The organism is Dactylosporangium salmoneum (genome assembly GCF_039532525.1).
Lineage (GTDB): Bacteria > Actinomycetota > Actinomycetes > Mycobacteriales > Micromonosporaceae > Dactylosporangium > Dactylosporangium salmoneum.
Genome location: NZ_BAAARV010000012.1, coordinates 1 through 25,366, shown reverse-complemented (window position 1 = coordinate 25,366; position 25,366 = coordinate 1). Strand labels below are relative to the sequence as shown.

Annotated in this window: 25 protein-coding genes; 5 read left to right on the top strand and 20 right to left on the bottom strand. The window is 72.5% G+C overall.

Annotated features, from left to right (window positions below):
* Positions 1-36: 36 nt before the first annotated feature.
* The 3 genes from ABD352_RS06470 to ABD352_RS06460 form a co-directional block, all read right to left on the bottom strand.
* Positions 37-852, bottom strand: coding sequence for an NAD(P)H-binding protein (locus tag ABD352_RS06470; protein ID WP_344611287.1), 816 nt, complete (start codon positions 850-852; stop codon positions 37-39).
* Positions 853-1,078: 226 nt separating this feature from the next.
* The gene (locus ABD352_RS06465) at positions 1,079-2,506 is read right to left on the bottom strand and encodes an MFS transporter (RefSeq protein ID WP_344611286.1); all 1,428 of its coding nucleotides are present in this window, start codon (positions 2,504-2,506) and stop codon (positions 1,079-1,081) included.
* 2 nt (positions 2,507-2,508) lie between these two features.
* The gene (locus tag ABD352_RS06460; RefSeq protein ID WP_344611285.1) at positions 2,509-3,402 is read right to left on the bottom strand and encodes a DMT family transporter; all 894 of its coding nucleotides are present in this window, start codon (positions 3,400-3,402) and stop codon (positions 2,509-2,511) included.
* Between the two features lie 180 nt (positions 3,403-3,582).
* Here ABD352_RS06460 and ABD352_RS06455 point away from each other — a divergent pair, with 180 nt between their 5' ends.
* Positions 3,583-4,440: a DMT family transporter gene (locus ABD352_RS06455; RefSeq protein WP_344611284.1), complete on the top strand. Its 858-nt coding sequence runs from the start codon at positions 3,583-3,585 to the stop codon at positions 4,438-4,440.
* A gap of 82 nt (positions 4,441-4,522) precedes the next feature.
* Here ABD352_RS06455 and ABD352_RS06450 read toward each other — a convergent pair whose 3' ends face one another.
* The 7 genes from ABD352_RS06450 to ABD352_RS06420 form a co-directional block, all read right to left on the bottom strand.
* A complete protein-coding gene (locus ABD352_RS06450) occupies positions 4,523-5,554 on the bottom strand; it encodes an SDR family oxidoreductase (protein ID WP_344611283.1) in 1,032 nt (343 codons plus the stop codon).
* Entirely contained in the window at positions 5,554-5,703 is a 150-nt protein-coding gene (locus ABD352_RS06445) for a hypothetical protein (protein ID WP_344611282.1), read from the bottom strand. Before ABD352_RS06445 ends, ABD352_RS06450 begins: the two co-directional genes overlap by 1 nt.
* A gap of 11 nt (positions 5,704-5,714) precedes the next feature.
* A complete protein-coding gene (locus tag ABD352_RS06440; protein ID WP_344611281.1) occupies positions 5,715-5,885 on the bottom strand; it encodes a hypothetical protein in 171 nt (56 codons plus the stop codon).
* Positions 5,886-6,129: 244 nt separating this feature from the next.
* Complete coding sequence (locus ABD352_RS06435; protein WP_344611280.1) at positions 6,130-6,777, bottom strand: SPW repeat protein; 648 nt, start codon at positions 6,775-6,777, stop codon at positions 6,130-6,132.
* Between the two features lie 282 nt (positions 6,778-7,059).
* On the bottom strand, positions 7,060-7,275 hold the full coding sequence (locus ABD352_RS06430) for a hypothetical protein (protein ID WP_344611279.1): 216 nt from the start codon (positions 7,273-7,275) through the stop codon (positions 7,060-7,062).
* A 165-nt stretch (positions 7,276-7,440) separates the two neighbouring features.
* On the bottom strand, positions 7,441-8,445 hold the full coding sequence (locus tag ABD352_RS06425; protein ID WP_344611278.1) for a cytochrome d ubiquinol oxidase subunit II: 1,005 nt from the start codon (positions 8,443-8,445) through the stop codon (positions 7,441-7,443).
* Positions 8,442-9,842, bottom strand: coding sequence for a cytochrome ubiquinol oxidase subunit I (locus ABD352_RS06420; RefSeq protein WP_344611277.1), 1,401 nt, complete (start codon positions 9,840-9,842; stop codon positions 8,442-8,444). Before ABD352_RS06420 ends, ABD352_RS06425 begins: the two co-directional genes overlap by 4 nt.
* 153 nt (positions 9,843-9,995) lie before the next feature.
* Here ABD352_RS06420 and ABD352_RS06415 point away from each other — a divergent pair, with 153 nt between their 5' ends.
* Positions 9,996-10,574, top strand: a complete 579-nt coding sequence (locus ABD352_RS06415) for a DUF4142 domain-containing protein (protein WP_344611276.1) — start codon at positions 9,996-9,998, stop codon at positions 10,572-10,574.
* Between the two features lie 22 nt (positions 10,575-10,596).
* On the opposite strand, the gene ABD352_RS06410 is transcribed toward ABD352_RS06415, so the two are convergent.
* Positions 10,597-11,463 (bottom strand): hypothetical protein, encoded by an 867-nt coding sequence (locus ABD352_RS06410; protein WP_344611275.1) that lies wholly within the window; start codon positions 11,461-11,463, stop codon positions 10,597-10,599.
* Positions 11,464-11,626: 163 nt separating this feature from the next.
* Here ABD352_RS06410 and ABD352_RS06405 point away from each other — a divergent pair, with 163 nt between their 5' ends.
* Together ABD352_RS06405 and ABD352_RS06400 are read left to right on the top strand one after the other, a co-directional pair.
* On the top strand, positions 11,627-12,916 hold the full coding sequence (locus ABD352_RS06405) for a M20/M25/M40 family metallo-hydrolase (protein ID WP_344611274.1): 1,290 nt from the start codon (positions 11,627-11,629) through the stop codon (positions 12,914-12,916).
* Positions 12,917-13,108: 192 nt separating this feature from the next.
* Positions 13,109-13,978 (top strand): flagellin N-terminal helical domain-containing protein, encoded by an 870-nt coding sequence (locus ABD352_RS06400; protein ID WP_344611273.1) that lies wholly within the window; start codon positions 13,109-13,111, stop codon positions 13,976-13,978.
* Here ABD352_RS06400 and ABD352_RS06395 read toward each other — a convergent pair.
* Entirely contained in the window at positions 13,975-14,862 is an 888-nt protein-coding gene (locus tag ABD352_RS06395; RefSeq protein ID WP_344611272.1) for a DNA-3-methyladenine glycosylase family protein, read from the bottom strand. The genes ABD352_RS06400 and ABD352_RS06395 overlap by 4 nt on opposite strands.
* 64 nt (positions 14,863-14,926) lie before the next feature.
* On the opposite strand from ABD352_RS06395, the gene ABD352_RS06390 reads away from it, so the two are divergent.
* Positions 14,927-15,871 (top strand): helix-turn-helix transcriptional regulator, encoded by a 945-nt coding sequence (locus ABD352_RS06390; RefSeq protein WP_344611271.1) that lies wholly within the window; start codon positions 14,927-14,929, stop codon positions 15,869-15,871.
* 4 nt (positions 15,872-15,875) lie between these two features.
* Here the strand turns inward: ABD352_RS06390 and ABD352_RS06385 are convergent, their stop codons facing one another.
* The 8 genes from ABD352_RS06385 to ABD352_RS06350 all read right to left on the bottom strand — a co-directional run.
* The gene (locus ABD352_RS06385) at positions 15,876-17,285 is read right to left on the bottom strand and encodes a GH1 family beta-glucosidase (RefSeq protein WP_344611270.1); all 1,410 of its coding nucleotides are present in this window, start codon (positions 17,283-17,285) and stop codon (positions 15,876-15,878) included.
* Positions 17,286-17,327: 42 nt separating this feature from the next.
* Positions 17,328-18,341, bottom strand: coding sequence for an ABC transporter ATP-binding protein (locus ABD352_RS06380; protein ID WP_344611269.1), 1,014 nt, complete (start codon positions 18,339-18,341; stop codon positions 17,328-17,330).
* Positions 18,338-19,384: an ABC transporter permease gene (locus ABD352_RS06375; RefSeq protein WP_344611268.1), complete on the bottom strand. Its 1,047-nt coding sequence runs from the start codon at positions 19,382-19,384 to the stop codon at positions 18,338-18,340. The genes ABD352_RS06380 and ABD352_RS06375 overlap by 4 nt, the downstream gene beginning before the upstream one ends.
* A 1-nt stretch (position 19,385) precedes the next feature.
* Positions 19,386-20,366 (bottom strand): ABC transporter permease, encoded by a 981-nt coding sequence (locus ABD352_RS06370; protein ID WP_344611267.1) that lies wholly within the window; start codon positions 20,364-20,366, stop codon positions 19,386-19,388.
* A complete protein-coding gene (locus ABD352_RS06365) occupies positions 20,363-21,490 on the bottom strand; it encodes an ABC transporter ATP-binding protein (protein WP_344611266.1) in 1,128 nt (375 codons plus the stop codon). Before ABD352_RS06365 ends, ABD352_RS06370 begins: the two co-directional genes overlap by 4 nt.
* A gap of 100 nt (positions 21,491-21,590) precedes the next feature.
* A complete protein-coding gene (locus ABD352_RS06360; RefSeq protein ID WP_344611345.1) occupies positions 21,591-23,246 on the bottom strand; it encodes an ABC transporter substrate-binding protein in 1,656 nt (551 codons plus the stop codon).
* A 142-nt stretch (positions 23,247-23,388) separates the two neighbouring features.
* Positions 23,389-24,408 carry a LacI family DNA-binding transcriptional regulator gene (locus tag ABD352_RS06355; protein ID WP_344611265.1) on the bottom strand — a complete coding sequence of 340 codons (1,020 nt, stop codon included), beginning with the start codon at positions 24,406-24,408 and terminating at the stop codon, positions 23,389-23,391.
* Between the two features lie 342 nt (positions 24,409-24,750).
* The coding region (locus ABD352_RS06350) for a DUF4352 domain-containing protein (RefSeq protein ID WP_344611264.1) at positions 24,751-25,366 on the bottom strand (616 nt) is incomplete at its 5' end.

The window sequence follows — 25,366 nt, the reverse complement described above, 5'->3', positions numbered from 1 at the left end:
CGCGTGGTCCGACGTCGAGGCGCTCATCCGGCACCCTTAGATCCCGGCGACGGTCTCCTCGAGCGTGGCCGGGGGGCGGCCCAGCAGCCGCCGCAGGTCGCCGGTCTGCCGCTCGAGAGCCCCGCCCCGGGCCAGCGCGTGCAGGAAGGCCATCGGGCCCGGCGGGGGCTGTTCGCGGTACGACACCGGGGTCCGGAACCGCGCCTCGAGCGCGGCGGCGAGCTCCGGGTAGGTCCACAGTGGACCGGTGAGGTCGTACGCCCTGCCCTCGTGGCCGTCCCCGGTGAGCACCTCGGCGGCGGCCGCGGCCAGGTCCCGGCGGGACGCGGTGTTCAGCGCGCGGCCGCCGGTGCCGCTGGTCAGCTCGCCGGCGCCGACCGCCTGGCGGAGACCGGGGTGGATGAACGCGTCGGTGTAGAACGGGTTACGCAGGAAGGTGTACGGGCGGCCGGACTCGCGGATGGCCCGCTCGGTGGCGTGGTGGGCCGCGTTGGGCCCCTCCTGCTGGGTGTCGGCGCCCAGGAAGCTGGTGTAGGCGATGAGGTCGGCGCCGGCCCCGGCCGCCGCCTCGGCCGCGTGCCGGTGCTGCCCGGTGCGGCGGTCGGTGTCGAGGTCGGGCGAGGAGATCATCAGGAGGCGCCCGATGCCGTCGAACGCCCGCCGCAGCCCGTCCGGGTCGTCGTAGTCCCCCGGCCGCACCTGCACCCCGCGCTCCGCCAGGTCACGAACCTTCCCCTCGTTGCGGACAACGGCGACGATGCGCCCGGCCGGCACCAGTTCGAGCAGACGCCGGACGACGAGCCGGCCCAGCGCGCCGGAAGCCCCGGTAACCCCGAGAAGATCACGAGCCACGCGCCAAGGTTCGATGCATCGCGCCCGCCCGTCAACGCGTTTTCCCGTGACCGGGACTGTCCGAGCGCAACGGCGCCCCGGCCGGCCAGTCCCGCCCCCGCCTGCCCGCCGCCGGGGCCACCCCGGTCGGCGACCCGTTCACGGTCGCGGCCGAGGGCGCGGGGAGCCGGTGGCGGGCGATGACGGTCCGCGGTACCACCACGATCTCCCCGCCCCCGCGGGGCGATCACCGGTGGGCCGGTGATCCCTCGATCGGCGTGGCGGCCTCCGCCGCCTCCTTGTCGGCGGTGTAGGTGCGCCGGGCCAGGAGCGTGACCAGGCCGTTGGCCAGCAGCGGCACGAGCATCAGCAGGAACGTGTCGCGCAGGTTGGCGCCTCTGGCGGTGCCGACCGTGCCGGCGAGCCGGTCGGCGAGCAGGCCGAAGCAGACGGGGGCGGCGGCCTCGCCGACCAGGCGCAGCAGGGTGCGGATACTCTCGGCGCGGCCCCACAGCCACGGGGTGACGATGTCGAGCCGGGCCGCGTCCAGCGGCGGGTTGGCGGCGCCGAGCATGAAGGCCGCGGCCACGAAGCACGGCACGGCCACCGGCACGGTGCTGGCGAGCAGGCCGAGTGCGAACAGGACCGCGGAGACGGCGAAGGCGACGGCGGGCACGACGATCCTGGCGTTGCGGTAGCCGCGGGCCAGCCACCGGTCCGACTGGCGGCCGCCGAGCACGGCGCCGGCCAGGGCACCGGCCCCGACCATGACCCCCAGGCCGGCCAGCTGCCCGACGCCGACCCGGTAGCGCTCCATGACGAACACCACGGCGAACGTGCGCAGGCCCGCGAAGAAGAAGTACCCGATCGACGAGGCGACGACGAGGATCACGATCGTCCGCACGCGCATGAGCAGGACGAAGGCCCCGGCCAGCGAGCGCCAGGCCTCCCCGGCGGAAACCCGGCCCGCCTCGGCGCCACCGGCCCGCAGGGTCACCGGCGAGGAGTGCGGGATCGCGGTGGCGCCGGGTGGCACGCGGCTGGATCCGCCGCGGGCCGGCTCGGGCAGCCACCGGAAGATCGCGGCGCCCAGCCCGGCCCCCACCACCGCCAGCAGCCAGAACGCGTAACGCCAGGACAGCGCGAAGCCGATGCCGCCGCCGGCGAACAGCCCGACGCCGGCGCCGATCATCTCGCCGGTCTGGATCCAGCCGTACACCTTCGCCCGGTCCTTCGCGACGATGAGGTCACCGATCAGCGAGGCGAGCAGCGGGCCGGTCGCCGCCACCCCGGCCCCGAGCGCCACCCGGGACAGCAGCAGCCACAGGTACGACTGCGCGGCTCCCCCGGCGACCAGCGCGACGCTCCACAGCCCGACGCTCATCACGAGCAGCCGCACCCGGGCCACCCGATCGGCGAGCACGCCCACCGGCATGGCGATGAACGCCCCGAAGCCGGAGGACACCGCCGCGACCAGGCCGAGCCCGGCGTGGCTGATGCCGAACGCTGCCTCCAGCTGCCGGGCGAGCGCGCCGACCATGCCGGCGTCCGCCGTGCTCAGGGCGAGCACCGCGCTCAGCAGCAGCACGATCCGGGTCCGCGCCCGCCCGCCGAAGGCCACCTCGAACCGGTGGCGCGACGGTGACAGCCGGCGCTCCCGCCACCCGCTTCGCACGGTCACTTGTGGTGTGGCCGATGCGGGAGGTGGGGCAGGTGATGGGGCTTGTGGTGCGCCACGACGAGGTGGGAGGAGGCGAGGGCGTAGACCCCTACGGTCATCACCGCCAGCGCGGCGAGCTCGATCGCGACGCCGACCGGCGTGACCGTCAGCGTGCCGCCCAGCACGCCGATGCCGATGGCCACGCCGGCGAGCGGCTCGGCCGCCGCGACCGGCGGGTAGGAGACCGGCAGCGGGGCGAGCTTGTACGCGCTCTGCGCCAGCAGGATGCCGATGATCGCGATGATCAGCACGGCGTACGGCGTCCAGTCGACCAGCATCGCCAGCAGCCCGCGTTCGAAGAGCCGGCCCACGGCCGCGCTGGTCAGCGCCGCCTGCAGGCCGAAGAGCATGCCCGCGCCGATGCCCAGCACCGCCGCCTCGTGCTGCGGGCGCATCCGCCGGGCGAGCGAGACCAGGCCGGTCGTGATGCCGCCGATGGACGCGGCGGCCACCGCCCACTGCCACACCGGCGCGTCCAGCCGGCCCGGGCCCGGCCGGCCGACCAGCAGGAACATCACGATGCCGGCGACCACCGCGATCGCGCCGGACCACTCGCGCCGGCCGACCCGGTACCGGCTCCACACGGCCGCGATCGCCATGGCGAACAGCACCGCGGTCACGCTCAGCGGCTCCACCTGGGCGACGCTGCCCAGGCCGAGCGCGATACCGGCGAGCACGTTGCCGACCGCCGACGTGCCGATGCCGGCGAGCCACAGCCGCTGGTGGAGCAGATATCCGAGCAGCCGCCAGTGCAGCACCGCGCCGGACGGGGCACGGGCCGCCGCGCGCTGCTGGATGGCGTTGCCGATCCCCACGAATGCCGCTGAGCACAGCGCCAGGGCGTACACCATGGACGACCCGCTACCCGGTCGTACGGCCTCGGACACCACACGGCGACATCCTCCCGGCCGTCACCCGTTCACGTCGCCCGTCAGCGTTTCCGGGTGACACCAGACCCACCCGGAGTGTGCGGCGGGTGACCCCCGGGTAGTCGGTCCGGCGGAGCCGACGTTGAGGAGGCCCTGCACAACATGAACGTCGCGGCGACGCTGGCGGGAATCGGCTCGGCGATCTGCTTCGCGGTCGCTTCCGCACTCGAGCAGAGCGCCGCGAAGCGTGAACCGATACCGCGCACCCTCGACCTGCGCCTGATCCTTCGCCTGGCGCGCCGGCCGATTTGGCTGCTGGGATGGATTCCGGAGATCGCCGGCACCGGCCTGCAGGCGTACGCACTCAGCCAGGCGCCGCTGGCGTTCGTCGAGCCCCTGCTGGTCAGCGGGTTGTTCATGGCCATACCGCTGGCCGCCGTGCTGAACCGGCGCCGGGTGCACGTGCGGGACTTCGGCGTGGTGGCCCTCGGCGGCGCGGGGCTGGTCGTGTTCCTGCTGGCGGCGCAGCCCCGCCCCGGGGCGGCGGAACCGACGCGCGCCGCCTGGCTGGGCGTCGCGCTGTGGGCCGGCCCCGCGCTGGCGGCGTGCCTCATGGTCTCCTGGCGCACGAGCGGAGCGGTACGCGGAGCGCTCCTCGGCGTCGCCACCGGCCTGATGTACGGCGTGGGCGCCTCATTGCTGAAGAGCATCTCCGCCCAGCTCGCCAGCGACCCGCTGCAGGTGCTGCGCAGGCCGGAACTGTACGCACTGGCCCTGGTCGGTGCCTTCGCCGTCGTCCTCAACCAGCACGCGTTCCAGAGCGGCCGGATCGCGGTACCCCTCACCGCGATCACGATCGTGGACCCGTTCATCGGCGTCGCGATCGGCGTGACCGCCTTCCACGAGACCCTCGCCACCGGCGGGGTGTGGATCGTCCTGCAGGTGATCGGCGTGCTGGCGATGGCCGGCGGCATCTGGCTCGCCGCCGTCACCCCCGAACCGCGAGGCCAGGAGACCTGAGGCACGCGCTCGTCCCGCGGGGTCCGTGCGGCCGGGCCGGCCCGGTTGGAAGCGACCGGCCGGCGGCGGGCGGCGCCACCGGCTACGCGTCAGGCCCTCGACACCGGTCGCCGGACACGAGCCGCAGCGCGACGAACACGCCGGCGGCCGCGGCGCCGAGCGCCGCCGCGACGAGGGAACGGCGGTGCATGGATGTCCACGACCACGGGTCGCCGCCGTGCGACTCGTGGTCGAACATCCCGTGGGCACCGCGGTCCACGTCGGCGTCGCGCGGCGTGAAGACGTTGGAGCCGTAGCGCGGGCCGGGCTCGTCGGTCAGCTGTCCCCTGACGCCCGTGCGGGCCAGGTACCAGTCCACGAACTTGGGCGCGATGCGATTGCCCAGGATGGTGTAGGCGGTGGAGAAGCCGACCCACAGGTTGCGCCTGGGGTGGTCGGCGAGGAACCGCACGGCGCGGGCCGGAACCTCCGGCTGGAAGATCGGCGGCACCGGACGGGGATGCCGGTCGAACTCGTTGTCGTTCCAGTCGAACTGGACCGAGTTGACCCCGGGCAGCTGCACCATGCACAGCTGCACGGCGCTGCCGCTGTGCTCCAGTTCGGTGCGGACGCTCTCCGTGAAGCCCTTCACCGCGTGCTTGGCACCGCAGTACGCCGCCTGCAGCGGTATGCCGCGGAAGCCGAGGGCTGACCCGACCTGCACGATGACCCCCCGGTCGCGGGGGCGCATCCGCGCCAGGGCGGCTCGCGTGCCGTGGACCTGGCCGAGGTAGGTGACCTCGGTGGTGCGCCGGTAGACGTCCGGGTCGGTGTCCCAGAAGTAGCTCAGCGAGCCCGTGAAGGCCACGTTGACCCAGAGGTCGACGGGGCCGAGCTCGGACTCCGCGCGGTCGGCGGCGGCCTCGACCTGGCCCAGGTCGGCCACGTCGGCCCGGATGGCCAGCCCGCGGCCGCCGGCCTGGGTGACGTCCTCGACCGCTCCCCGCAGGCCGGCCTCGCCGCGCGCGAGGACGGCGACGTCCCAGCCGTGGTTGGCCAGCTCGCGTACGACTGCCCGCCCGACACCGGCGCTGCCGCCGGTGACGACCGCCACCCGCCTGCCGTTCGTCGTCATCACGTACTCCTTTCGGCGGCGCTTCTGTCCCGGCTGCGTGCCGCCGCGGTGGCCGCCGCGCCGAGCTCCCCGGCGATCATCGTGGAGACGTCGCCGACCGAGCGCAGCTGCCGCACGCCGGCGACGCCGAGCACGATCGCCGCGGTCACGTAACCGGCCGTCAGCCGGCGGCCGGCAGCCGCCGCGGCAGGAGCGCCTCGAGTCCGCGCAGCAGCGTCATGGAGGCGGCGCCGGCCGCCAGCATCCCGCAGCCGCCGGCCGCCGCGAGCAGCAGCGCCCCGGTGCTCGCCCGCCGCAACGACTCGGCCCGGTCCTCGCGGAGGCTGTGCAACTCCTCGCTGGATCGGCTCGCCGGAGCGGCACAACCGCGGGGGCGAGGCCGGCGCGACCCGCACCCCGGCCGTCGCGAGCACCTCCCCGTTCGTGCACGAGCAGCACGTGGCCGAGCCGACGTGGCCGAGCCGACGTGGCCGAGCCGCGCGGCAGCAGGCGCTGAACGCCCGCCGCATGCGGGGCGCCCGTCCGCTCGGCAGCGGACGGGCTCCTCTGACACCCGCAGTGCACGGCGCCGATGGCTAGCGGGTACGCCGCTCGACGCCTGGCCGGTCGATGCCTCCTGGCCGGTCCACGCCCGGCCGGTCCGCAGTGGGCCGGTCCATGGTGGGCCGGTCGCCAGGCCGGTCGAAGCCGCCGGACCGCTCCGCGCCGGGCCGGTCAAAGCCGCCGGACCGCTCCGTGCCGGCCCGCTCGAAGCCGTGGCGTTCCGTGCCCCGCCGGTCGCCGCCGTGTCGCCGGTTCGCCGTCATCAGCAGGCCGGCGGCGCCCAGGCCCAGCAACACCGTCACCGCACCGGTTACCACGTTCGTCCAGATGATCCCAGCGGTGCTGGATCCACGCTGAATGACCCACGGCGAGATGATGACCCACACCCCGATCGCGGCCATGGACCAGCTCAGCCGGTACATCCGCGCAGGCGCCATCGTGAGCCCCAGTGCGATCACGCCGATCATGACCCCGAGAATCAGGTTGTTGATCGCCACGTTCGGCGCATAGCCGATGAAGCCCACCACCCAAGGCGAGATGGCCAGCCAGCCACCGGCCAGCAACACCAACCCGTCGATGACGACCGCCTGCCCGCTCGCTGCGACCCGCTCGTAGCGCTGCTGCATCTCGGCGATGTCCGGGTGTCCGGCGAAGTCCTGATACTGCGAAACCTCGGCCACGACACACCTCCCTCGGTTCGTCTTGCTCTCCTTACCTCCGCCTACCCACCACTCGCCCCGACCGATCTTTTTTGTTTCCGCCGCTTGCGGCACCTGGGGAAGTGACAGCACGCCGCCGACGGCGCGGCGGCCGGCCGACATGAGCCGGAATGCTCGGGTGGCCCCGGCGAGGCGGGAAGGCGGCCGCGGCATCGGGGCTGGCGGCGACGGCGAGGGGGCCGGATCGGCAAGCATGGCGGAGATGGCGATCGGGGTGGGCCGTGCTGCGGCCTCGACGGGGCGTCAGCGCGCGGCACGCCGGGCCGCGCGGCGGCCGTAGAGAAAGGCGGTCAGCACGGCGGCGGCCGCCACCGCGTTGCGGGGCGTCAGCAGCTTCTTCCTGGCCTTGCTCAGGCCCGCCTTGGGGCCGTCGGTGTCGCCGCCGGCGGCCGACCCCAAAGCCGCCGCGCCGGCGGCGACACCGACGGCCCCGATCAGGCGATCCTTCGTCTTGGGCACCGAGCTCACCAGCCCCCCGGCGGTCCGCCGGCGGGCCCTGCCGCACCGGCTCGAGCATCATTGGCGTTCCTGCGCTACCCGGCGGGTCCCCGGCAAAACGCGTCCCGGCGGGGGCGAGGCGACGGCGCGCCGGCCCGCGCCCCACCCGGCCGCCGCGGCGAGGGCCTACGCATGGTCGTCGTGCTGGAGGCTGGAGCGTTGCTGCAGCGCGTAGAGCAACGCCAGGGAGGGCGCGACCAGCAGGGCGGCGGCTGCGAACACGAGCAGCAGCGTGACCATCGTGGCCGTGGGGGCGGCCGCCTGCTGGACGGTGGTGTGGGTGCCGAGCAGGTACGGCGTCTGCGCCACGCCCCAGGCGATGACGAGGGCGGCGATCGCGACGCCGGCGAGCAGCCGGACGATCCGGGGCGAGTACCGGGGCAGCAGCACGAGCGCGGCCGCCCCGGTCAGCAGCGACGCGGCGGTGGCGGGCAACGCGGTGGTCAGGAGCCGGTCGAAGAGCCGATGGGCGTCGGCGGCCGTGACCGCCAGGCCGGCGACGGCGAGGGCGCCGCACGCCCAGGCGGCCCACTGGGCCCGGCGGCGGAACCGGTGCTCGAGGCCGGCCTGCCCGTCGTTGCGGGCGTCGGCGGCGAGCAGGATCGCGGCGAGGTAGGCGCACGTGACGGTGAACAGCACGCCGGTGAGCAGCGAGGTGGGGTTCAGCCAGCTGCCGAGCGGGTCGCCGCTGCCGCCGGCCGGGACCCGGCCGGACGCGATGCCGCCGGCGACGGTGCCGAGGAAGAACGGGGTGATGACGGAGGAGACGGCGAAGGCGGCGCCGTTGAGCCGCTGGGTGCTGGTGCGCACGAGGACCTTGCGGAACGCGAAGCCGGCGCCGCGCACGACGATGCCCAGCGCGGCCAGGCCCAGCGGCAGGTAGAGGGTGGTCGTCACGGCGGCGAACGCGGCGGGAAAGGCGCTCCAGGCGACGACCAGGCAGTAGATGAGCCAGACGTGGTTGGCTTCCCAGACCGGACCGAGGGCGTGGTCGATGTGGTCGCGGATCGCCCGTCCGCGCTCGGCGCCGCCGGCGGTGAGGTCCCAGAACCCGGCGCCGAAGTCGGCGCCGGCGAAGACGGCGTAGGCGACGAGGCCGGCCAGCAGCCCGGCCGCGACAACCGTGCTCATCGCGCCTCCTCGGGCTCGGCCGGGCCGTAGGGGACCTCGACGGCCTCCGCGCCCGGGGCGGCCCAGCGGCGGCGCATCGAGCGCAGGACCAGGATCGCGCCGACGCCGACCGCGGCGTACAGCAGCAAGGTGCCGGCGAAGAAGGCCCACATGTTGCCGCCGACGGTGACCGCGTCCCGGGTGAGCAGCAGCCCGACGACCGTCCACGGCTGCCGGCCGACCTCGGTGACCACCCATCCGCTCTCCAGCGCGACGACGGACACGACACCGGCGAGCGCGGCGGCGCGCAGGAACCAGCGGCTGCGGGGCAGGTCCCGGCGGCGCCACCAGGCCCAGCCGAACCAGGCCGCCAGCGCGAGCAGCGCGAACCCGGTGCCGACCATGACGTCGAACGCCAGGTGCACGATCGTGACGACCCGGTCGGACGGGCGCACGTCGGCGGGGATCGCGTCGAGGCCGCGGATCTCGGTGCCGGGACGGTAGCCGGCCAGCAGCGACGCCCCGTTGGGAATGAGGACGCCGTAGCGGACCCGGCCGCCGATCACCACGCCGCCGAGCACCTCCGGCACGTGCGTGGACGTGCCGGGCAGCGCCTCGATGGCGGCGAACTTGGCCGGTTCGTGCCGGAAGACCTCCCGCGCGGCGACGTCACCGACGACGACCTGCGCCGGCATGACGACCGCGGCGGTGGTGAAGGCGATGAGGAAGCCGAGCCGGTGGTAGCGGTCCCGGCGGCCCTTGAGCATCGCCGCGGCGTAGACACCGGCGACGAGGAAGCCGGCCACGATGTACGCGGCGAGGAACATGTGCAGCGTCTCGTACCAGTAGGCGCCGTTGAAGAACACGCCGGCCGGCGCGACGTCGACGACCCGCCCGTCGCGCACCACGACGCCCCCGGGCCGGTTCATCCACGAGTTGGCGGCCACGACGGAGGCGGTGCCGCCGATCCCGGCGATCGGGACCGGGAGGCCGGAGCAGAAGTGGGCCCACGGGCGCAGCCGGTCCCAGCCGAAGATGTAGATGGCGACGAAGATCGCCTCGATGAAGAAGAAGATGCCCTCGACCGCGAACGGCAGCCCGTACGCGGCCCCGAAGCGGCGCATGAGACCCGGCCACAGCAGGCCCATCTCGAACGACAGCACGGTGCCGGAGACCGCGCCGACGGCGAACAGCACCGCGGACACCTTCGACCAGCGACGGGCCAGCAGCAGCGCGTCCCCGTCGCCGCGCCGGATGCCGCGGTACTCGGCCAGCAGCATCAGGAAGGTGAAGGCGAGGCCGAAGGGCACCAGGATGATGTGGAAACCGAGGGTGAAGGCCATCTGCTCGCGGGCCGGCAGCAACTGGTCCGGCTCGCCCGGCGCGGCCAGCACGGTGGCCGCCGTTATCGCGCTCACCACTGCGCGCCTCCACTGTGCGGTCGACGGTCCGAGTCCCGCGACTGCTACCCCGGCTCGCCGGGTTCACCGGCCCGGTGCTCGCCGATTGCGCCATCCGGCCGGCGGGTAGTCGACGGCTTCAACCAGCAACCCACTCCGCGGGAGGATGTCATGCGGGCAATCTTCGCGACCAGCATCGCCGCGGCCGTGTGTGCGGCGGTGGCCTCCTTACCCGCCGCGGCGTACCCGGCCACCCCGGCTCCGTCGCCGACCGGCACCCAGCTCAGCGCACAGGACCGGACGTTCCTCACCCAGGCCGCCCAGGTCGCCCAGTTCGAGGTGACGACCGGCCGGCTCGCCGGCAACCAGGCCGCGAGCACGGCGGTCCGGTCGTTCGGCCAGCGGATGGTTGCCGACCACGGCAAGGAACTGCAGCAGCTGCAGTCGCTCGACCAGTCGCTCGGGGTCACCTCGTCGACCGCGCCCGACGCCGACCTGCAGAACCTGACCGCCATCTGGACGACGTTGCACGGCGGTGCCTTCGACTGCTCGTACGCCCCGGCCATCTACGCCCTGCACGCGCACGACGTCCTGGCGTTCGACGACGAGGCGGCGCACGCGGACAATCCGCAGGTCCGCCAGTTCGCCGCCGGCCAGCTGCCGGTCCTGCGCCAGCATCTGCAGATGGCGAGCAAGAACCTGCACAACCTGAACTGCTCGGCGCCGGCGCCGGCGGCCACGCCGTCGTGACCGCGGCGACCGGGGCCGGGCGTCAGGCGGTGCGGGTCGGACGCGGGGTGGCGTTGCCGCCGGGACGGCCGCCGTTGCCGCCGTTGCCCTGACGCATCAGCGCGATGTCGGTGATCTCGGTGGCCGTGGCGGTGTCGCCCGAGACGGTGCCGATGATGGTGACCGTGTCGCCGGCCTTCACGTCGGCGATCTTGAAGTTGCCGTTGCCGACCTTGGTGGTGCCGGCGACGGCGAACGTCGTGGCGTGGCCGTCCTCGCTCTTGGCGGTGATGGAGGTGGCGCTCACGGCGGTCACGGTGCCGGACTGGAGGCGCTCGGTGACGTACTGACCGTCGGTGCCCTTCACGACGAAGTCGCCGTGCAGGGCACCGACGACAACGCCCGCGTTGCCGCGGCCGAAGCCGCCGCCGGGGAAGCCCTGGCCGCCGCCCTGCATGTTGCCGCCGGGGCCGCCCTGCATGTTGCCGTTCTGGCCGCCGCCGGGGAAGCCGCCGGCACCGCCGCGCCCGCCACCCGGGCCGCGGCCGCCGTCCTGGACCGCGTTGCTGCTGCTCGCGGCCTGGGCCACGGCCACGCCGCCGCCGATGACGATGACCGCGGAGACCGCGGCCACGATGCCGAGCTTGAGGCGGGACGAGCGCGGGGCCCGGGCCGCCGGGGAGCCGTCCACCGGGGGCGGCGGTGGCGCGGAGGCCCAGACGGGCGTCGGCACCTGCGGATCGCCCGCCGCTGCCCAGCCCGCCGGCGCCGGCTCGGCCGGGCGTGCATAGGGCGAACCCGAGCCGTCCGGGACGGCATCGGGGGCCGGCATGTCAACTGCGTGTGACGGCTCGACGCCAGAGGCCGGCGCCGGGTCGGCGTGCGGCGTGTCCTCGTGAGCAGAGCTCATCGCGCGTTCTCCTCAGAAGTTCGGACCTGTCCCGACGAGACGCTCGCGGCTGTCCCGGCGAAACGCTCGGACCTGTCCAGACGACCGTGCACGCCGCAGCTGTGCCCGCAATCCCGTGGACCTGCCAAGTGGCTGTGAATCATCGAGCGGCTACGGTACGACGATGAGCGAGGTCGTCTCCCTGGCGCGCGAGCTGATCCGGTTCGACACCACCAACACGGGCGACGAGCGGGGCAAGGGCGAGCGCCGGGCCGCCGAGTTCGTCGCCGAGCGGCTCGCCGAGGCCGGCTACGAGCCGGCGTACGTCGAGCCGGCGAAGGGCCGCGGCAACGTCGTCGTCCGCCTGCCCGGCGCGGATGCCACGCGGGACGCCCTCCTCGTCCACGGTCACCTCGATGTCGTCCCCGCGGACGTGCGGGACGGGTGGGAGGTGCCCCCGTTCGAGGGCGAGATCCGCGACGGGTACCTCTGGGGCCGCGGCGCCGTCGACATGAAGCACATGGTCGCCATGAGCCTGGCCGTGGCCCGCCGGTTCAAGCGCGACGGCGTCGTGCCGCCCAGGGACGTCGTCTTCGCCTTCCTGGCCGACGAGGAGGACGGCGGCCACCAGGGGGCCGGCTGGCTGGTCGAGCACCGCCGGGAGCTGTTCGACGGGGTGGGTGAGGCGATCAGCGAGGTCGGCGGCTTCTCCGTCGACCTGCGCGACGACGTGCGGGCGTACCTGGTCGAGACGGCCGAGAAGGGCTCGATGTGGCTGCGCCTCAAGGTACGCGGCACGGCCGGGCACGGCTCCATGGTGCACACCGACAACCCCGTGGCCAAGCTCGCCGCCGCCCTCACGCGCTTGGAGCGGCACCGGTTCCCGCTGGTGCTCTCCGAGCCGGTCCGGGACTTCCTGGCCGGGGTGAGCGAGCTGACCGGCGTGCCGTTCGACCCCGACGACCCCGAGGCCGCCGTCGCGCGGCTCGGGTCACTGTCCCGGATGATCGGGGCCACGCTGCGCGACACCGCGAACACGACGATGCTCAGCGCCGGGTCCAGGTCCAACGTCGTGCCGTCGATGGCGGAGGCGACCGTCGACGGGCGGATGCTGCCCGGCCGGGAGGCGGCGTTCGCCCGGGAGCTGGCCGAGGTGCTCGGCCCGGAGGTGGAGATGGACTGGGACGAGCTGCCACCGGTGCAGACCACGTTCGACGGGCGGCTGGTCGACGCGATGGCGGCGGCGATCGAGGCCGAGGACCCGGGGGCGCGCGTGCTGCCGTACATGCTCTCGGCCGGCACCGACGCCAAGTCGTTCCAGCGGCTCGGGATCCGCCACTTCGGGTTCGCCCCGCTGCGGCTGCCGCCCGGCCTGGACTTCACCGGCCTGTTCCACGGCGTGAACGAGCGCGTGCCGATCGACGGCCTCGAGTTCGGCGAGCGGGTCCTCGACCGGCTCCTGAGGACGTGCTGAGGACACACCGGCCCCTCGGGTCACGCGAACCTCACCGCGACCGGCGGCGCAACCGGTGCCCGCCGGCCGTGTCATCCGATCGGGCAGAGGTCCGGGCGAGGGCTCAAGCCCCGGCGGGAACGGGCGATGTCGGTGCACGAGCGGCCAGGGAGGGTCCGCTGCACCACGGCCCGCGTTCACGGAGGAGTCACCATGGGTCTTCGCATCAACAACAACATCGCCGCCCAGAACGCCTACCGCAACCTGTCGGTGACCGACACCCAGATGAGCAAGTCGCTGGAGAAGCTGTCCTCGGGTTACCGGATCAACCGCGCCGCCGACGACGCGGCCGGCCTGTCCATCTCCGAGGGCCTGCGCTCGCAGATCGGCGGCCTCAAGGTCGCGGTGCGCAACGCCCAGGACGGCATCTCGGTCGTGCAGACCGCTGAAGGCGCGCTCACCGAGACGCACTCGATCCTGCAGCGCATGCGCGACCTGTCCGTGCAGGCCTCCTCGTCCGGTTCCCAGGACACCGACGCCCGCACCGCCGCCCAGACCGAGTTCACGCAGCTCAACGCGGAGCTCGACCGCATCGCCTCGACCACGTCGTTCGGCGGCCAGAAGCTCCTCGGCGTAGGCCAGAGCGGCGGCTCGGCCTACCAGGGCACCTTCCAGGTGGGCGCGAACACGTCCACGGCCGACCAGATCTCGGTCGACCTGTCGGCCTCGGCCTTCGGCAGCATCACCACCGTGTCCGGCTTCGACTCGAGCGGCCTGGGGGTGGCCTCGGCCAACCTGGTCAGCGGCGCGGCCTCGGCGATCACCGCGATCGACAACGCCATCAAGGGCGTCTCCACGGCCCGGGCCACGCTCGGTGCCTACCAGAACCGTTTCGAGCACACCATCAACAACCTCAACGTCGCGGTCGAGAACCTGTCCGCGTCGGAGTCGCGCATCCGCGACACCGACATGGCGCAGGAGATGGTGTCGTACACCCGCTCGCAGATCCTGACCCAGGCCGGCACGAGCATGCTGGCCCAGGCCAACCAGGCGCCGCAGAACGTGCTGTCGCTGCTGCGCTAGTCCGCCGGCGGGTGAGCGGCGGCGGGGACGGACGACGAGGTCCGTTCCCGCCGCTGCGTCGCGTGCACCAGTACCGAGCACCACATGCGGTAGGGCGCCCACGGCGCGGCGATGCGGGCCATCTCGGCCGGCCCCGGGTCGTGGTCCAGGCCGTAGAGGCGGCGCACGCCGGCCCGGGTGAGCGGCTCGTCCGGCACGGCGTCGGCCCGCCCGGCGCCGCGCAGCACGATGGCGGTGGCGAAGAAGTCGCCGATCCCCCGCAGCCGTTTGACGTCGGCGTAGGCCTCGGCGAGCGGCATGGCCCGAAGCCTCGCCCGGTCGAGCCGGCCGTCGAGGGCCGCGTCGGCGATGCCGTGCAGCCGCACCACCTTCTCCGCGTCGACGCCGGGCAGCTCGGTGAGCCGGCGCAGCACCTGCGGCGCCGGGAACGCGTGCACCGTCGTGCCGGCCACGCCGAACGCCTCGCCGTGCGCGCGGGCGATCCGGGCCCGGATGGCCCGCCCCTGCTCGATGCGCATCCGGTGGGCGATGACGAAGGCGCACGCCGCCTCGTACGGCGAGTGGAACAGCACCGGCCGCAGGTAGTCGTGCGCGGCCTGGAGCCGGCCCATCACCGGGTCGCGCTCCCCCACGGCCGGGAAGCCGGAGCCGTCCTCGTCCAGCGACAGCGCGGCGAGCGCCTGGTCCCAGGCCTGCGGCGGGCCGTCCACCGCCCCCTCGACGAGGCCGCCGCGCTGGCGCAGCACCACCGCGGCCGAGTGCGCCCAGCCCTCGACGGGGAACGCCATGACGATCGAGTGCGGGTCGCCGGCCGGGCGGATCCAGCCCCCGAAGTACTCCTGCTGCCGGGCCATGTCGTAAGGGCCCGCGATGCGCGTCTGCATGTGGCCAAGCATCGGCCCCGAAAGACGACATCCGTTGTCATGTTTGCCGCGGTACCGTATGGGTGTGCGCGGCGACCGGCTGTTGTCCCTGGTGCTGCTGTTGCAGGCCCGCCCGTCGGCGGCGGCGCCGGAGCTGGCCGAGCGCCTCGGCGTGTCGGTCCGCACCGTCCTGCGCGACGTGGAGGCGCTCAGCGGCGCCGGCATCCCCGTCTACACCGAGCGTGGCCGCGGCGGCGGGATCCGCCTGCTGGACACGTACCGGACCGGCCTGGCCCACCTCAGCCACGCCGAGGGGGCGGGCCTGGCCGTCGGGCAGTCCCGGCTGGCCGGCGACCTGGGCCTCGGCGACGCCCTCGACACGGCGCTGGAGAAGCTGACCGGGGCCGGCGGGCGGGCGCTGCGCGGCGGGCTGGCCGAGGGGCGCAGCCACGTGCTGGTGGACGTCGACCCGTGGATGCGTTCCGGGGAGCCGGTGCCGCACCTGCCGGCCATCCACGAGGGGCTGCTCCGCGGCCGTCGCCTGCGCCTGGTGTACCGCGACAGCCGCGACGAGCGGGAGACGCGCACGGTCGACCCGGCGGGCCTCGTGGCCAAGGCCGGGATCTGGTACCTGGTGACCGCCGAACCGGCGCTGCTGCGGGTGGCGCGGGTGGAGGCGTGCGAGGCGCTGCCCGACCGGGCGGCCCGCCCACCGGGCTTCGACCTGGCCGAGGCGTGGGCGGCGCTGCGCGAGGGCGTCGAGTCCCGCCCTCGGCAGCTGTCGGTGACGGTACGGGTGCAGCCCGCCGCGGCCGCGATGGCCCGCCGCCTGCTCGCCCGCCACCTGCGCGGCCCGGCGGCCGGCACGGACCGGTGGGAGCTGGCGTTCAACGGGGTCGCACACGCGGTCGGGAGCCTGATCGGCCTCGGCCCGCGGGTCGAGGTGCTCGATCCGGCGCCCGTCCGCGCCGCGATGCGGGAGGCGGCCCTGGCGGTGGCCGCCCTGTATCAAGCCGGCGAGAACGGCTGACCGGTCAGCCGCGCAGGGCCCGGATGGTGTCGCGGTACCAGTACGCCGAGCGCTTCGGGGTGCGCTCCTGGGTGTCGTAGTCGACCCGCACGATGCCGAAGCGCTTGTCGTAGCCGTACGCCCACTCGAAGTTGTCCATGAGCGACCAGGCGAAGTAGCCCCGGATGTCGGCGCCCTGCTGGCGGGCCAGCGCGACGGCGCCGATGTGCGAGTCGAAGTACCGCACCCGGTCCTCGTCCTCGACGTAGCCGGTCTCGTCGGGCACGTCGTCGAACGCCGAGCCGTTCTCGGTGACGAAGATCGGCAGGCCGTAGTCGTTGTGCAGGCGCACCAGCAGCTGGGTGAAGCCCTCGGGGACGATCTCCCAGCCCATCGCGGTGATCGGCCGCCCGGTCGGGATGACCCGGCTGACCGGCAGCCCGTCGCCGTCGGTGTCGTTGCCGTCCTCGTCGACGCCGGAGAGCGTCTCGGAGAAGTAGTAGTTGACGCCGAGCACGTCCAGCGGGGTGCTGATCACGTCGAGGTCGCCGTCCTGGACCGGCAGTTCGATGCCGCGGCGGGCCAGGTCCTCGACGAGGTCGGCCGGGTAGCGGCCGTGCACCAGCGGGTCGAGGTAGATGCGGGTGCCCAGGGCGTCGGCGCGGCGGGCCGCGTCGCGGTCCGCGGTCGAGTCGGTCTGCGGCGTCGACACGCCCATGTTCAGGGTGATGCCGAACTCGTGCCTGGCCTGCCCTTCGGTGTCCTGGCTGGCCGCGCGCATCCGCTCGGTGGCCAGGCCGTGGCCGAGCAGCAGGTGGTGCACGGCCTTCATGCTGGCGGCGAAGTCGCGGCGGCCGGGCGCGTGGGCGCCGTAGGCGTAGCCCAGCATCGCCGAGCACCACGGCTCGTTGAGCGTCGTCCAGGTCTTGATCCGGTCCTGCAGCGCCTCGAAGACCATCATGCTGTAGTCGGCGAAGCGGTAGGCGGTGTCGCGGTTGGGCCAGCCGCCGGCGTCCTCGAGCTCCTGCGGCAGGTCCCAGTGGTACAGGGTCACCCACGGCTCGACCCCGTTGGCCAGCAGCTCGTCGGTGAGCCGGTCGTAGAAGCCGATGCCCTCCGGGTTGACCGGGCCCCGGCCGCGCGGCTGCACGCGCGGCCAGGCCACGGAGAAGCGGTACAGGTCGACGCCGAGGTCGCGGATGAGGGCCACGTCCTGCGGCATGCGGTGGTAGTGGTCGCACGCGATCTCGCCGGTGTCGCCCTTGTCGATCGCGTCGGGGACCTCGCAGAAGGTGTCCCAGATGGACCGGGTCCGGCCGCCCTCGTCGACCGCGCCCTCGATCTGGTAGGCCGAGGTCGCCACACCCCATCGGAACGAGGGCGGGAGCGAGGCGATCGGATTGCCGAGGTCGAGGGGGGTCGCGGTCGTGTCCATGGTTCTCCTGGTTGTTCCGTGGTTGAAGGGCCGGTCGCCCGGCTATCCGGCGGTCACCGGATGCAGCCAGCAGGCCACCGAGCGGGCCGCGCCGACATGGTCGTCGGGCTTGCCCAGGACTGGGATCTCCTTGTCGCACGGCTCGAATCGCTTCGGGCAGCGCGGGTGGAACGCGCAGCCGCTGGGCATGCCGCGCAGGTCGGGCGGGGAGCCCGGGATGCCGGCCAGCTCCCGCCGCGCGCCGCGCAGCGCCGGGAACGAGCGGAGCAGGCCGTTGCTGTACGGGTGGAGCGGGTCGCGGTAGAGCTCGGCCGACGGCGCCTCCTCGACGATCCGGCCGCCGTACATGATCGCGATCCGGTCGCTGAACTCGACCAGCAGCGAGAGGTCGTGGGTGATGAACAGGACCGAGAAGCCCAGCCGCTCGCGCAGCTCGACGAGCTGGCCGAGGATCTGCCGCTGCATGACGACGTCCAGCGCGGTGGTCGGCTCGTCCATGATGACCAGCTGCGGCTCCAGGGCCAGCGCCATGCCGATCATCACGCGCTGGCGCATGCCGCCGGAGAGCTGGTGCGGGTAGGCCTCGAGGCGGTCCTCGGCGATGCCGACGAGGCGCAGCATCTCCTTGGCCCGGTCGAGGCGGGCGGACTTGGACAGCTTCGGCTCGTGCGCCTTGATCGCGTCCATCATCTGCACGTCGATCTTGTGTACCGGGTTGAGCGAGTTCATCGCGCCCTGGAACACGATCGACGTCTCGGCCCAGCGGAACTTGCGCAGCTCCGAGTGGGACAGCGCGAGCACGTCGTACGGGTCGCCCGACGGCGGGTGGTAGGTGACCGAGCCGCCGGACACCACGCCGGGCGGCGGCAGCAGCCGGGTGATGCCGTACGCCAGGGTCGACTTGCCGCTGCCGCTCTCCCCGGCGAGGCCGACGACCTCGCCGCGGTGGATGGTGAGGTTGACGTCGCGGACCGCGTGGACCGCCTCGTCGCCGAGGCCGTAGTCGACGTTGAGGTTCTTGATCTCCAGCAGCGGCCGGGTGAGGACCTGGGTCATCGCGTGGCACCGTCCCTGATCTCGATGGCCCCGGTCGGCTCGACGGGCCGGATGACGGGGGTGAAGCCGACCTTCATCCGGACCCGCTCTCCGGTGCTGGTGCGCTTCGGGCCCTGGCCGGAGGTGCGCAGCCGCGGGCTGACGAACTCGTCGATGCCGAAGTTCACCAGGCTCAGCGCCGTGCCGAGGATCGCGATGGCGAGGCCGGCGGGGACGAACCACCACCAGGCGCCCTGCGCGAGGGCCTGCTGGCCCTGCGCCCAGAACAGGATGGTGCCCCAGTTCCACGACGACACCGAGGAGATGCCGATGAACGCGAGCGTGATCTCCGAGAGCACCGCGAAGATGACGGTGCCGACGAAGCCGGAGGCGATGATCGCGGTCAGGTTGGGCAGGATCTCGAAGAAGATGATCCGCCAGGTCTTCTCGCCGGTGGCCCGGGCGGCGTCGACGTAGTCGCGGCGGCGCAGCGACAGCGTCTGGGCCCGCAGCACCCGCGACCCCCACGACCAGCTGGTCAGGCCGATCACCAGGGCCACGATGAGGTCGTTCACGTGCTCCAGCGAGGTGCAAATGATGATGATCAGCAGCAGGCCGGGGATGACCAGGAACACGTTGGACAGCACCGACAGGACCTCGTCGACGAGGCCGCCGAGGTAGCCGGCGGTGACGCCGACGACGACCGACAGGATCGTGGCGACGATCCCGGCGACCGCGCCGACGAACACGACGCTGCGGGTGCCGGCCAGGATCTGGCTGAAGATGTCCTGGCCGAGGTGCGTCGTGCCGAACCAGTGCTGGGCCGACGGCGCCTGCAGCGCATCGGGGGTGATCTTGTCCGGGTCGTACGGGGCGACCCAGGGGCCGATGATCGCGAACAGCACGTAGATGGCGAGGACGACCAGGCCGGTGGTGGCCTTGCCGTTGGCGATGAACCGGAACCGCTTCCGCTTGGCCTTCTTGCCGGCCGGGGTGGTGTCCGGCTGCGCCATCGAGCCTTCGCCCGGGATGACCTGCTCGATGCTCGAGGGGGTGACGGTCATCTCAGCCTGCCTTTCGGGTGCGCGGGTCCAGCAGCGTGTAGGCCACGTCCGCGAGCAGGTTGGCGACCAGCACGGAGATGGTGATGACCAGGAAGATGCCCTGCATCAGCGGGTAGTCGTGCGCGCCGACGGCCTGGAAGAGCTGGAAGCCCACGCCCGGGTAGGAGAAGACGATCTCCACCAGCAGGGTGCCGCCGACGATGAAGCCCAGCGACAGCGCGAACGCCGAGATGTTGGGCAGCAGCGCGTTGCGCGCGGCGTAGCTGAACGCGACCCGCCGCTCGGACAGGCCCTTGGCGTGGGCGACGGTGATGTAGTCCTCGGACGACACCGTCACCATCATGTTGCGCATGCCGAGGATCCAGCCGCTCATCGACGAGAGCAGGATCGTGACCGCCGGCAGGACGCTGTGGTTGATGGCCGAGCCGATGAAGGTGCCGTCCCAGTACGGCACCAGGCCCGGGGTGTAGCCGCCGGAGGACGGGAAGTAGCTGCCGTTGCCGGTGAACACGGCGATGAAGACCAGGCCGAGCCAGAAGTACGGCACCGACGACAGGAACGTCGTGGCGGGCAGCAGGCCGTCGATCCAGGTGCCGCGCCGCCAGCCGGCGCCGATGCCCAGCGTCGTGCCGATCATGAAGCTCAGGACCGTGGTGATGCCGACGAGGCCGATCGTCCACGGCAGGCTCGAGGTGATGACCTCACTGACGCTCGACGGGAAGAAGTTGAACGACAGCCCCAGGTCGCCGTGGAACAGCTGCTTCCAGTAGTCGACGTACTGCTCCCACAGGCTCTGGTTCTTGTCGAGGCCGAACAGCACCCGCAGCGACTGGATCGCGTCGGAGGACACCGCGCCCTGGTTGCGGGCCAGGAACGAGCTGAGCGGGTCGCCCGGGATCATCCGCGGGACGAAGAAGTTGATGGTGATCGCGGCCCAGGCCGTGAAGAGGTAGAAGGCGAGGCGTTGCAGCAGGAATTTCATCGTGCCTCCTCCGGCAGGTGCGTCGCCGGCGGCGTGGGGATCGACGGGTCGGCGGCCGAGCCGACGCCCTCCTTGGCGACGGTCTCGGCGTCGTACAGCCAGCAGGCCGCCCAGTGGCCGGGCTCGCCGCCGACGTCCAGGCGCGGCGGCAGGTCGACGGTGCAGCGCTTCATGGCGTGCGGGCAGCGCGGGTGGAAGCGGCAGCCGGCCGGGGGCCGGATCAGGCTCGGCGGCTCGCCGTTGCCACGGTCCTTCGCGGTCGCGTCGGCGATGCCGGCGATGCGGTCCGGGTCGGGGGCCGACTCGATGAGCAGCCGGGTGTACGGGTGCGCGGGGTTCTGCGTGACCGACTCGCTGTCGCCGCCCTCGACCATGCGCCCGGCGTACATCACCATCGTCTCGTCGGCGAAGTACCGCGCCGAGGCGATGTCGTGCGTGATGTACAGGATGGCGAGGTTGAGCCGTTCCTTGAGGTCGCGCAGCAGGTTGAGGATGCCCAGGCGGATCGACACGTCGAGCATCGACACCGGCTCGTCGGCCAGCAGCGCCTCCGGGTCGGCGCCGAGGGCGCGGGCGATGGCGACGCGCTGGCGCTGCCCGCCGGACAGCTCGTGCGGGAACTTGTCGACGTAGCGCTCGGGCGGGGTCAGCGCCACGCGGGTCAGCAGGCCCGCGAGGGCCGTCTCGAGCTCGGCGGCGGTCTTGCCGGCGTTGCCGTGGATCTTCAGCGCCCGGGTCAGGTGGTAGCGGACCGTGTGCACGGGGTTGAGCGAGCCGAACGGGTCCTGGAAGATGAGCTGCACCCGGCTGACGTAGTCGCGGAATCGGCGTCCGCCGCTCACCCGCGTCGTTTGGCCGTGCAGCCGCAGGTCGCCGCCGGTGCGGGGGTAGAGCTGCGCGAACAGCCGGGCGACCGTGGACTTGCCGGAGCCGGACTCGCCGACCAGTGCGGTGACCCTGCCGCGGCGCAGGGTGAGGGACACGTCGTCCACCGCGTGGACGACCGCCCGCTTGCCGGTGAAGATGTCGCTCAGCTTCCGCCGGACGGGGAAATGCTTGGTCAGGCCCTCGGCCTCAAGCACCACCTCGCCGACCGGCGCCGCCGGGCTCTCGCTCAACGTCATTGCCGTTGGTCCTGTCTCGGGGTGTCTCGTCATTGGGTACCGCTCCCCGGGCGACCCGCGCAAGGGTCACCCGGGGAGCGGTGTCAGTACGATCCGGTTGTCAGGAGCCGGACGGCTTGAGGTGCAGGATGACGTCCAGGGCGTTGGCCTGGGTCGGCTGAAGCGCGCCGTACGGGTTGGCGTCGTCCGGCCAGCCGGTCCAGTTCTTGGCGCTGTAGGCCGCGCCGATGTTGTCGGCACCGACCGGGATCATCGGGGCCTGCTCGACGAAGATCTTCTGCAGCGTGGCGAGCGCGGTCTTGCGGGCCGCCTCGTCGGTCGCGGCCGCGTAGGCGCGCAGCGCCGCCGTGGCCTCCTTGCTGTCGAAGCGGCCGAAGTTGGCGGCCGGGGAGGCGGTGCCGATCGGCTTGAGCTGGTCGCCGTCCATCACCGTGCGGTAGATGTCGTACGGGGTCGAGCCACCGTCGGTCCAGCGGAACGCCGCGTCGAACTGGCCGGCCTCGACGTTCTTGAACCACGCGTCCTGGTTGGCCTTGTCGATCGTGGCCGCGATGCCGATCTGGGCCAGGTTGGCCTTCACGATCTCCAGCGAGGTCTGGTAGTCCGACCAACCGGCCGGGTCAGTGAGCGTCAGGGTGACCGGCTTGCCGGACGGGTCCTTCAGCGTCGTGCCGTCCAGCTTGTAGCCGGCGCCGGTGAGCAGCGCCTTGGCGCCCTCGACGTCGACCTTGTAGTCCTTGCCCTTGTACTCGTCGGAGACGTAGGCGTCACCGGCGGGCGAGGGCAGGCCCGTCACGCTCTTGACCAGCGGGTGGAAGTAGCCGGCCTCGGCGGTGTTGAAGATGTCGTCCCGGTTGATGACCATGCCCATGGCCTGGCGCAGCTTCGGGTCGTTGAACGGGGCCTTGGTGGTGTTGATGTACAGGCCGTGGATGCCCAGCACCGGCGGCGCCCAGATCTTGTGGTTGGCCGCGTCCTTGTCGATGAAGACCGTCTTCACGTTGGGGATGAAGACGAAGCTCCACTCGCACTCGCCGTTGGCCAGGGCCGTGGTCTGCGCGTTGTTGTCGGCGTAGGAGGTGTACCGCAGCTCCTTGACCTGCGGCAGCGCCTGCCAGTAGCCCTTGTCGCGGACCGTCAGGGTCGTGGTCTGCGGGGTGAAGGACTTCAGGGTGTACGGACCGGAGCCGATCGGGTTCTTGTTGGCCTCGGTCTTCGGGTCGGAGACCTTCTCCCAGATGTGCTTGGGCACGATCGGGATCTGCGCGATCGCCTTCTGCTGGCTGACGAACTGCGGCGTCTCGAACGTGATGGTCACGTCGGCACCGTTCGCCGTCGCGTCCTTGATCTTCACACCGCCGGAGTTGAGCGCCTCGTTGTCGCGCACCAGCTTGTAGGTGAACACGACGTCGTCGGCCGTGACCTTCTCGCCGTCGGACCAGGTGGCGTTGTCACGGATGTTGACGACGACCGAGGTGTAGTCCTTGTTCCACTCCGCCTTGGTGGCGAGCCACGGCTTCATCGGGTCGGCCGGCTTGACCGGGTTCCACATCATCAGCGGCTCGTAGATCACCCAGCGGTAGCCGTCCTTGGCGCCGGCCGAGGTGGTCAGGAACGGGTTCTCGTTCTCGGTCAGCGGGCCGTTCGGCATGCCGACGGTCAGAACCGTGGTCTTGGCACCGTTGTTCTTGTTCGGATCGTTCGGCGAGTCGCCGCACGCGGCCAAGGTGGTCGACGTGGCCAGCAGACCGGCCATGCCGAGCAGAACGGAGCGTCTGGTCAACACGGGGGTGTCTCCTTTGGTACCTGGATCGACAGGTGGGGCGGACAGTTACACATTTCGGTATGACGACGGGAACCCTTGCGGCACGGCTCCCGCCCAGTGGTGCGGCGTGACTTCAGGTGGTGCGCTCGGGCCGCGCCGTGACGGTCGAGCCGCGCACGACGAGCGTGGTGGACAGGATGTTCGGCTCGGCGGTCAACGGCGTGCCGTCGAAGTGCGCGATGAGCCTGCGGGCCGCCATCTCGCCCATCTGGCGCATGGGCTGGCGGATGGTGGTCAGGGGCGGCTCGGTGTGCGCCGCGTGCAGGATGTCGTCGAAGCCCACCAGGGCGACGTCCTGCGGGACCGATCGGCCCGCGAGCCGCAGCGCCTGCAGGGCGCCGGCGGCGGACAGGTCGTTGTGCGCGAACACGGCGTCGAACTGCAGGCCCTCGTCCAGCGCCCGCTGGACCGAGGCGGCGCCGCACTCGAAGGTGAAATCCCCCTCGATGACGAGCCGGGGGTCGATCGGCGCGCCGGCCGCCGCGAACACGTCCGCGAAGCCGCCGAGCCGGTCCTGGGTGCAGCCGAACTTCTCCGAGCCGGTGATGACGAGGGGCCGTCGCCGCCCCAGCTCGACGAGGTGCCGGGCGGCCAGCGAGCCGCCGGCCCGGTTGGTGGTCGCCACCGACGGCATGAGCGGCTTGTCGCCGCGGTCGTCGATGAGGACCACCGGCAGGCCGCCGGCGTACAGATCGGCGAGATAGTCCAGCGTCCCCTCGGGCTCGATGGCCAGCAGGCCGTCGAACGCCTTGCCGGAGACCTGCGCGGAGAACTGCCGCATGGACTCGGCGCCGCGGTTGCACGTGAACAGCAGCAACCCGTACCCCTCCGACTCCACGACGTCCACCGCGCCCTGCACGATGTCTCCCATCCATGGCCAGGTCAGCGACGGCACCAGCATCCCGATGACCCGGGTGTGACCCCGGGCCAGGTTCACCGCTCGCGCGCTGGGCACGTAGCCCAGCTCGTCGATGACCGTTCGCACCCGTGCCGCGGTCGACTCGTCGACCTCCCCTTTGCCGTTGAGCACCCGGGAGACGGTGGTCTTGCTGACCCCCGCTCGCGCGGCGACATCGGCGATGGTTATCGGCACCCCGCGATCCTTCCCATGAGAGCGCTTTCTGGCAAGAGAGCGTGTTCTGGAACCGGTTCCGCAACCGGTTCCGGCACACTAAATCCGATCGCGGACAGTGGTGTCAATAACACGGCGGTAACGAAACTTAACGACCACGCAACGCTTGCCAAGCGGATGTCCATGGTGTTTGCTCGGGGCCACCGTCGATGCGATTGCGGCCGCACCGGCGGCCCTCACCCGGCGTTACCGGTAACGCTCCCATGGAGCGCTCTCACGGCTTTTCTTTACCGGTGAAGATCCGTTCTGAACCGATGCAGACGCGCTTTCTGTACCGATGCAGGAATGCCCCGCGGTACGGAATCAGGACCGCAGCTTGATGACGCCGCCGTCGCCGCCGACGAGGCCCGAGCGGACCCGCAGCTCGGTGAAGGTGAGCCCGGCCGGCACGTCGTAGACGACCGTGCCCTGCACCGTCGCGCCCGGCGCGATGTCGTTCGCGAGGGGCCGGGACTTGTCGTAGTAGACCAGCGACCACTCGTCCGGGCCGTATTCGGTGCCCCCGGAGTCGCGCAGCTTCTGGTTGCCGATCCACAGCCGCCCCGTGCTCCCGCCGGTGTTCTCCACCTTCAGGTCCACCAGGCAGAACTGGCCCTTCGGGCGGCGCACCAGCGGCCAGTCGCCGAGCTCCTTCGTGCCGCAGGCGAACTTGGCGACGGTGAAGCGCAGCTTGCCGTCGACCGCGACCGGGCTCGGCTTCGGCGACGGCGACGGCGACGGCGGCTTCGTCGAGGGCGGTGCCGCGCCCTGCGCGCCCTGCGCCCCGGGGCCCTTCTGCCCGGCGCTCTCGGCCAGCTTCAGGCCGACCAGCAGGCAGGCCAGCAGCGCCACCAGGGCCACGCCGGTGACGATCGCCCGCGCTCCCCGGCTCGGGCGGCGCCGCGGCGGCCGCGGCCGGGCCCTCGACGGTCCCGACGAG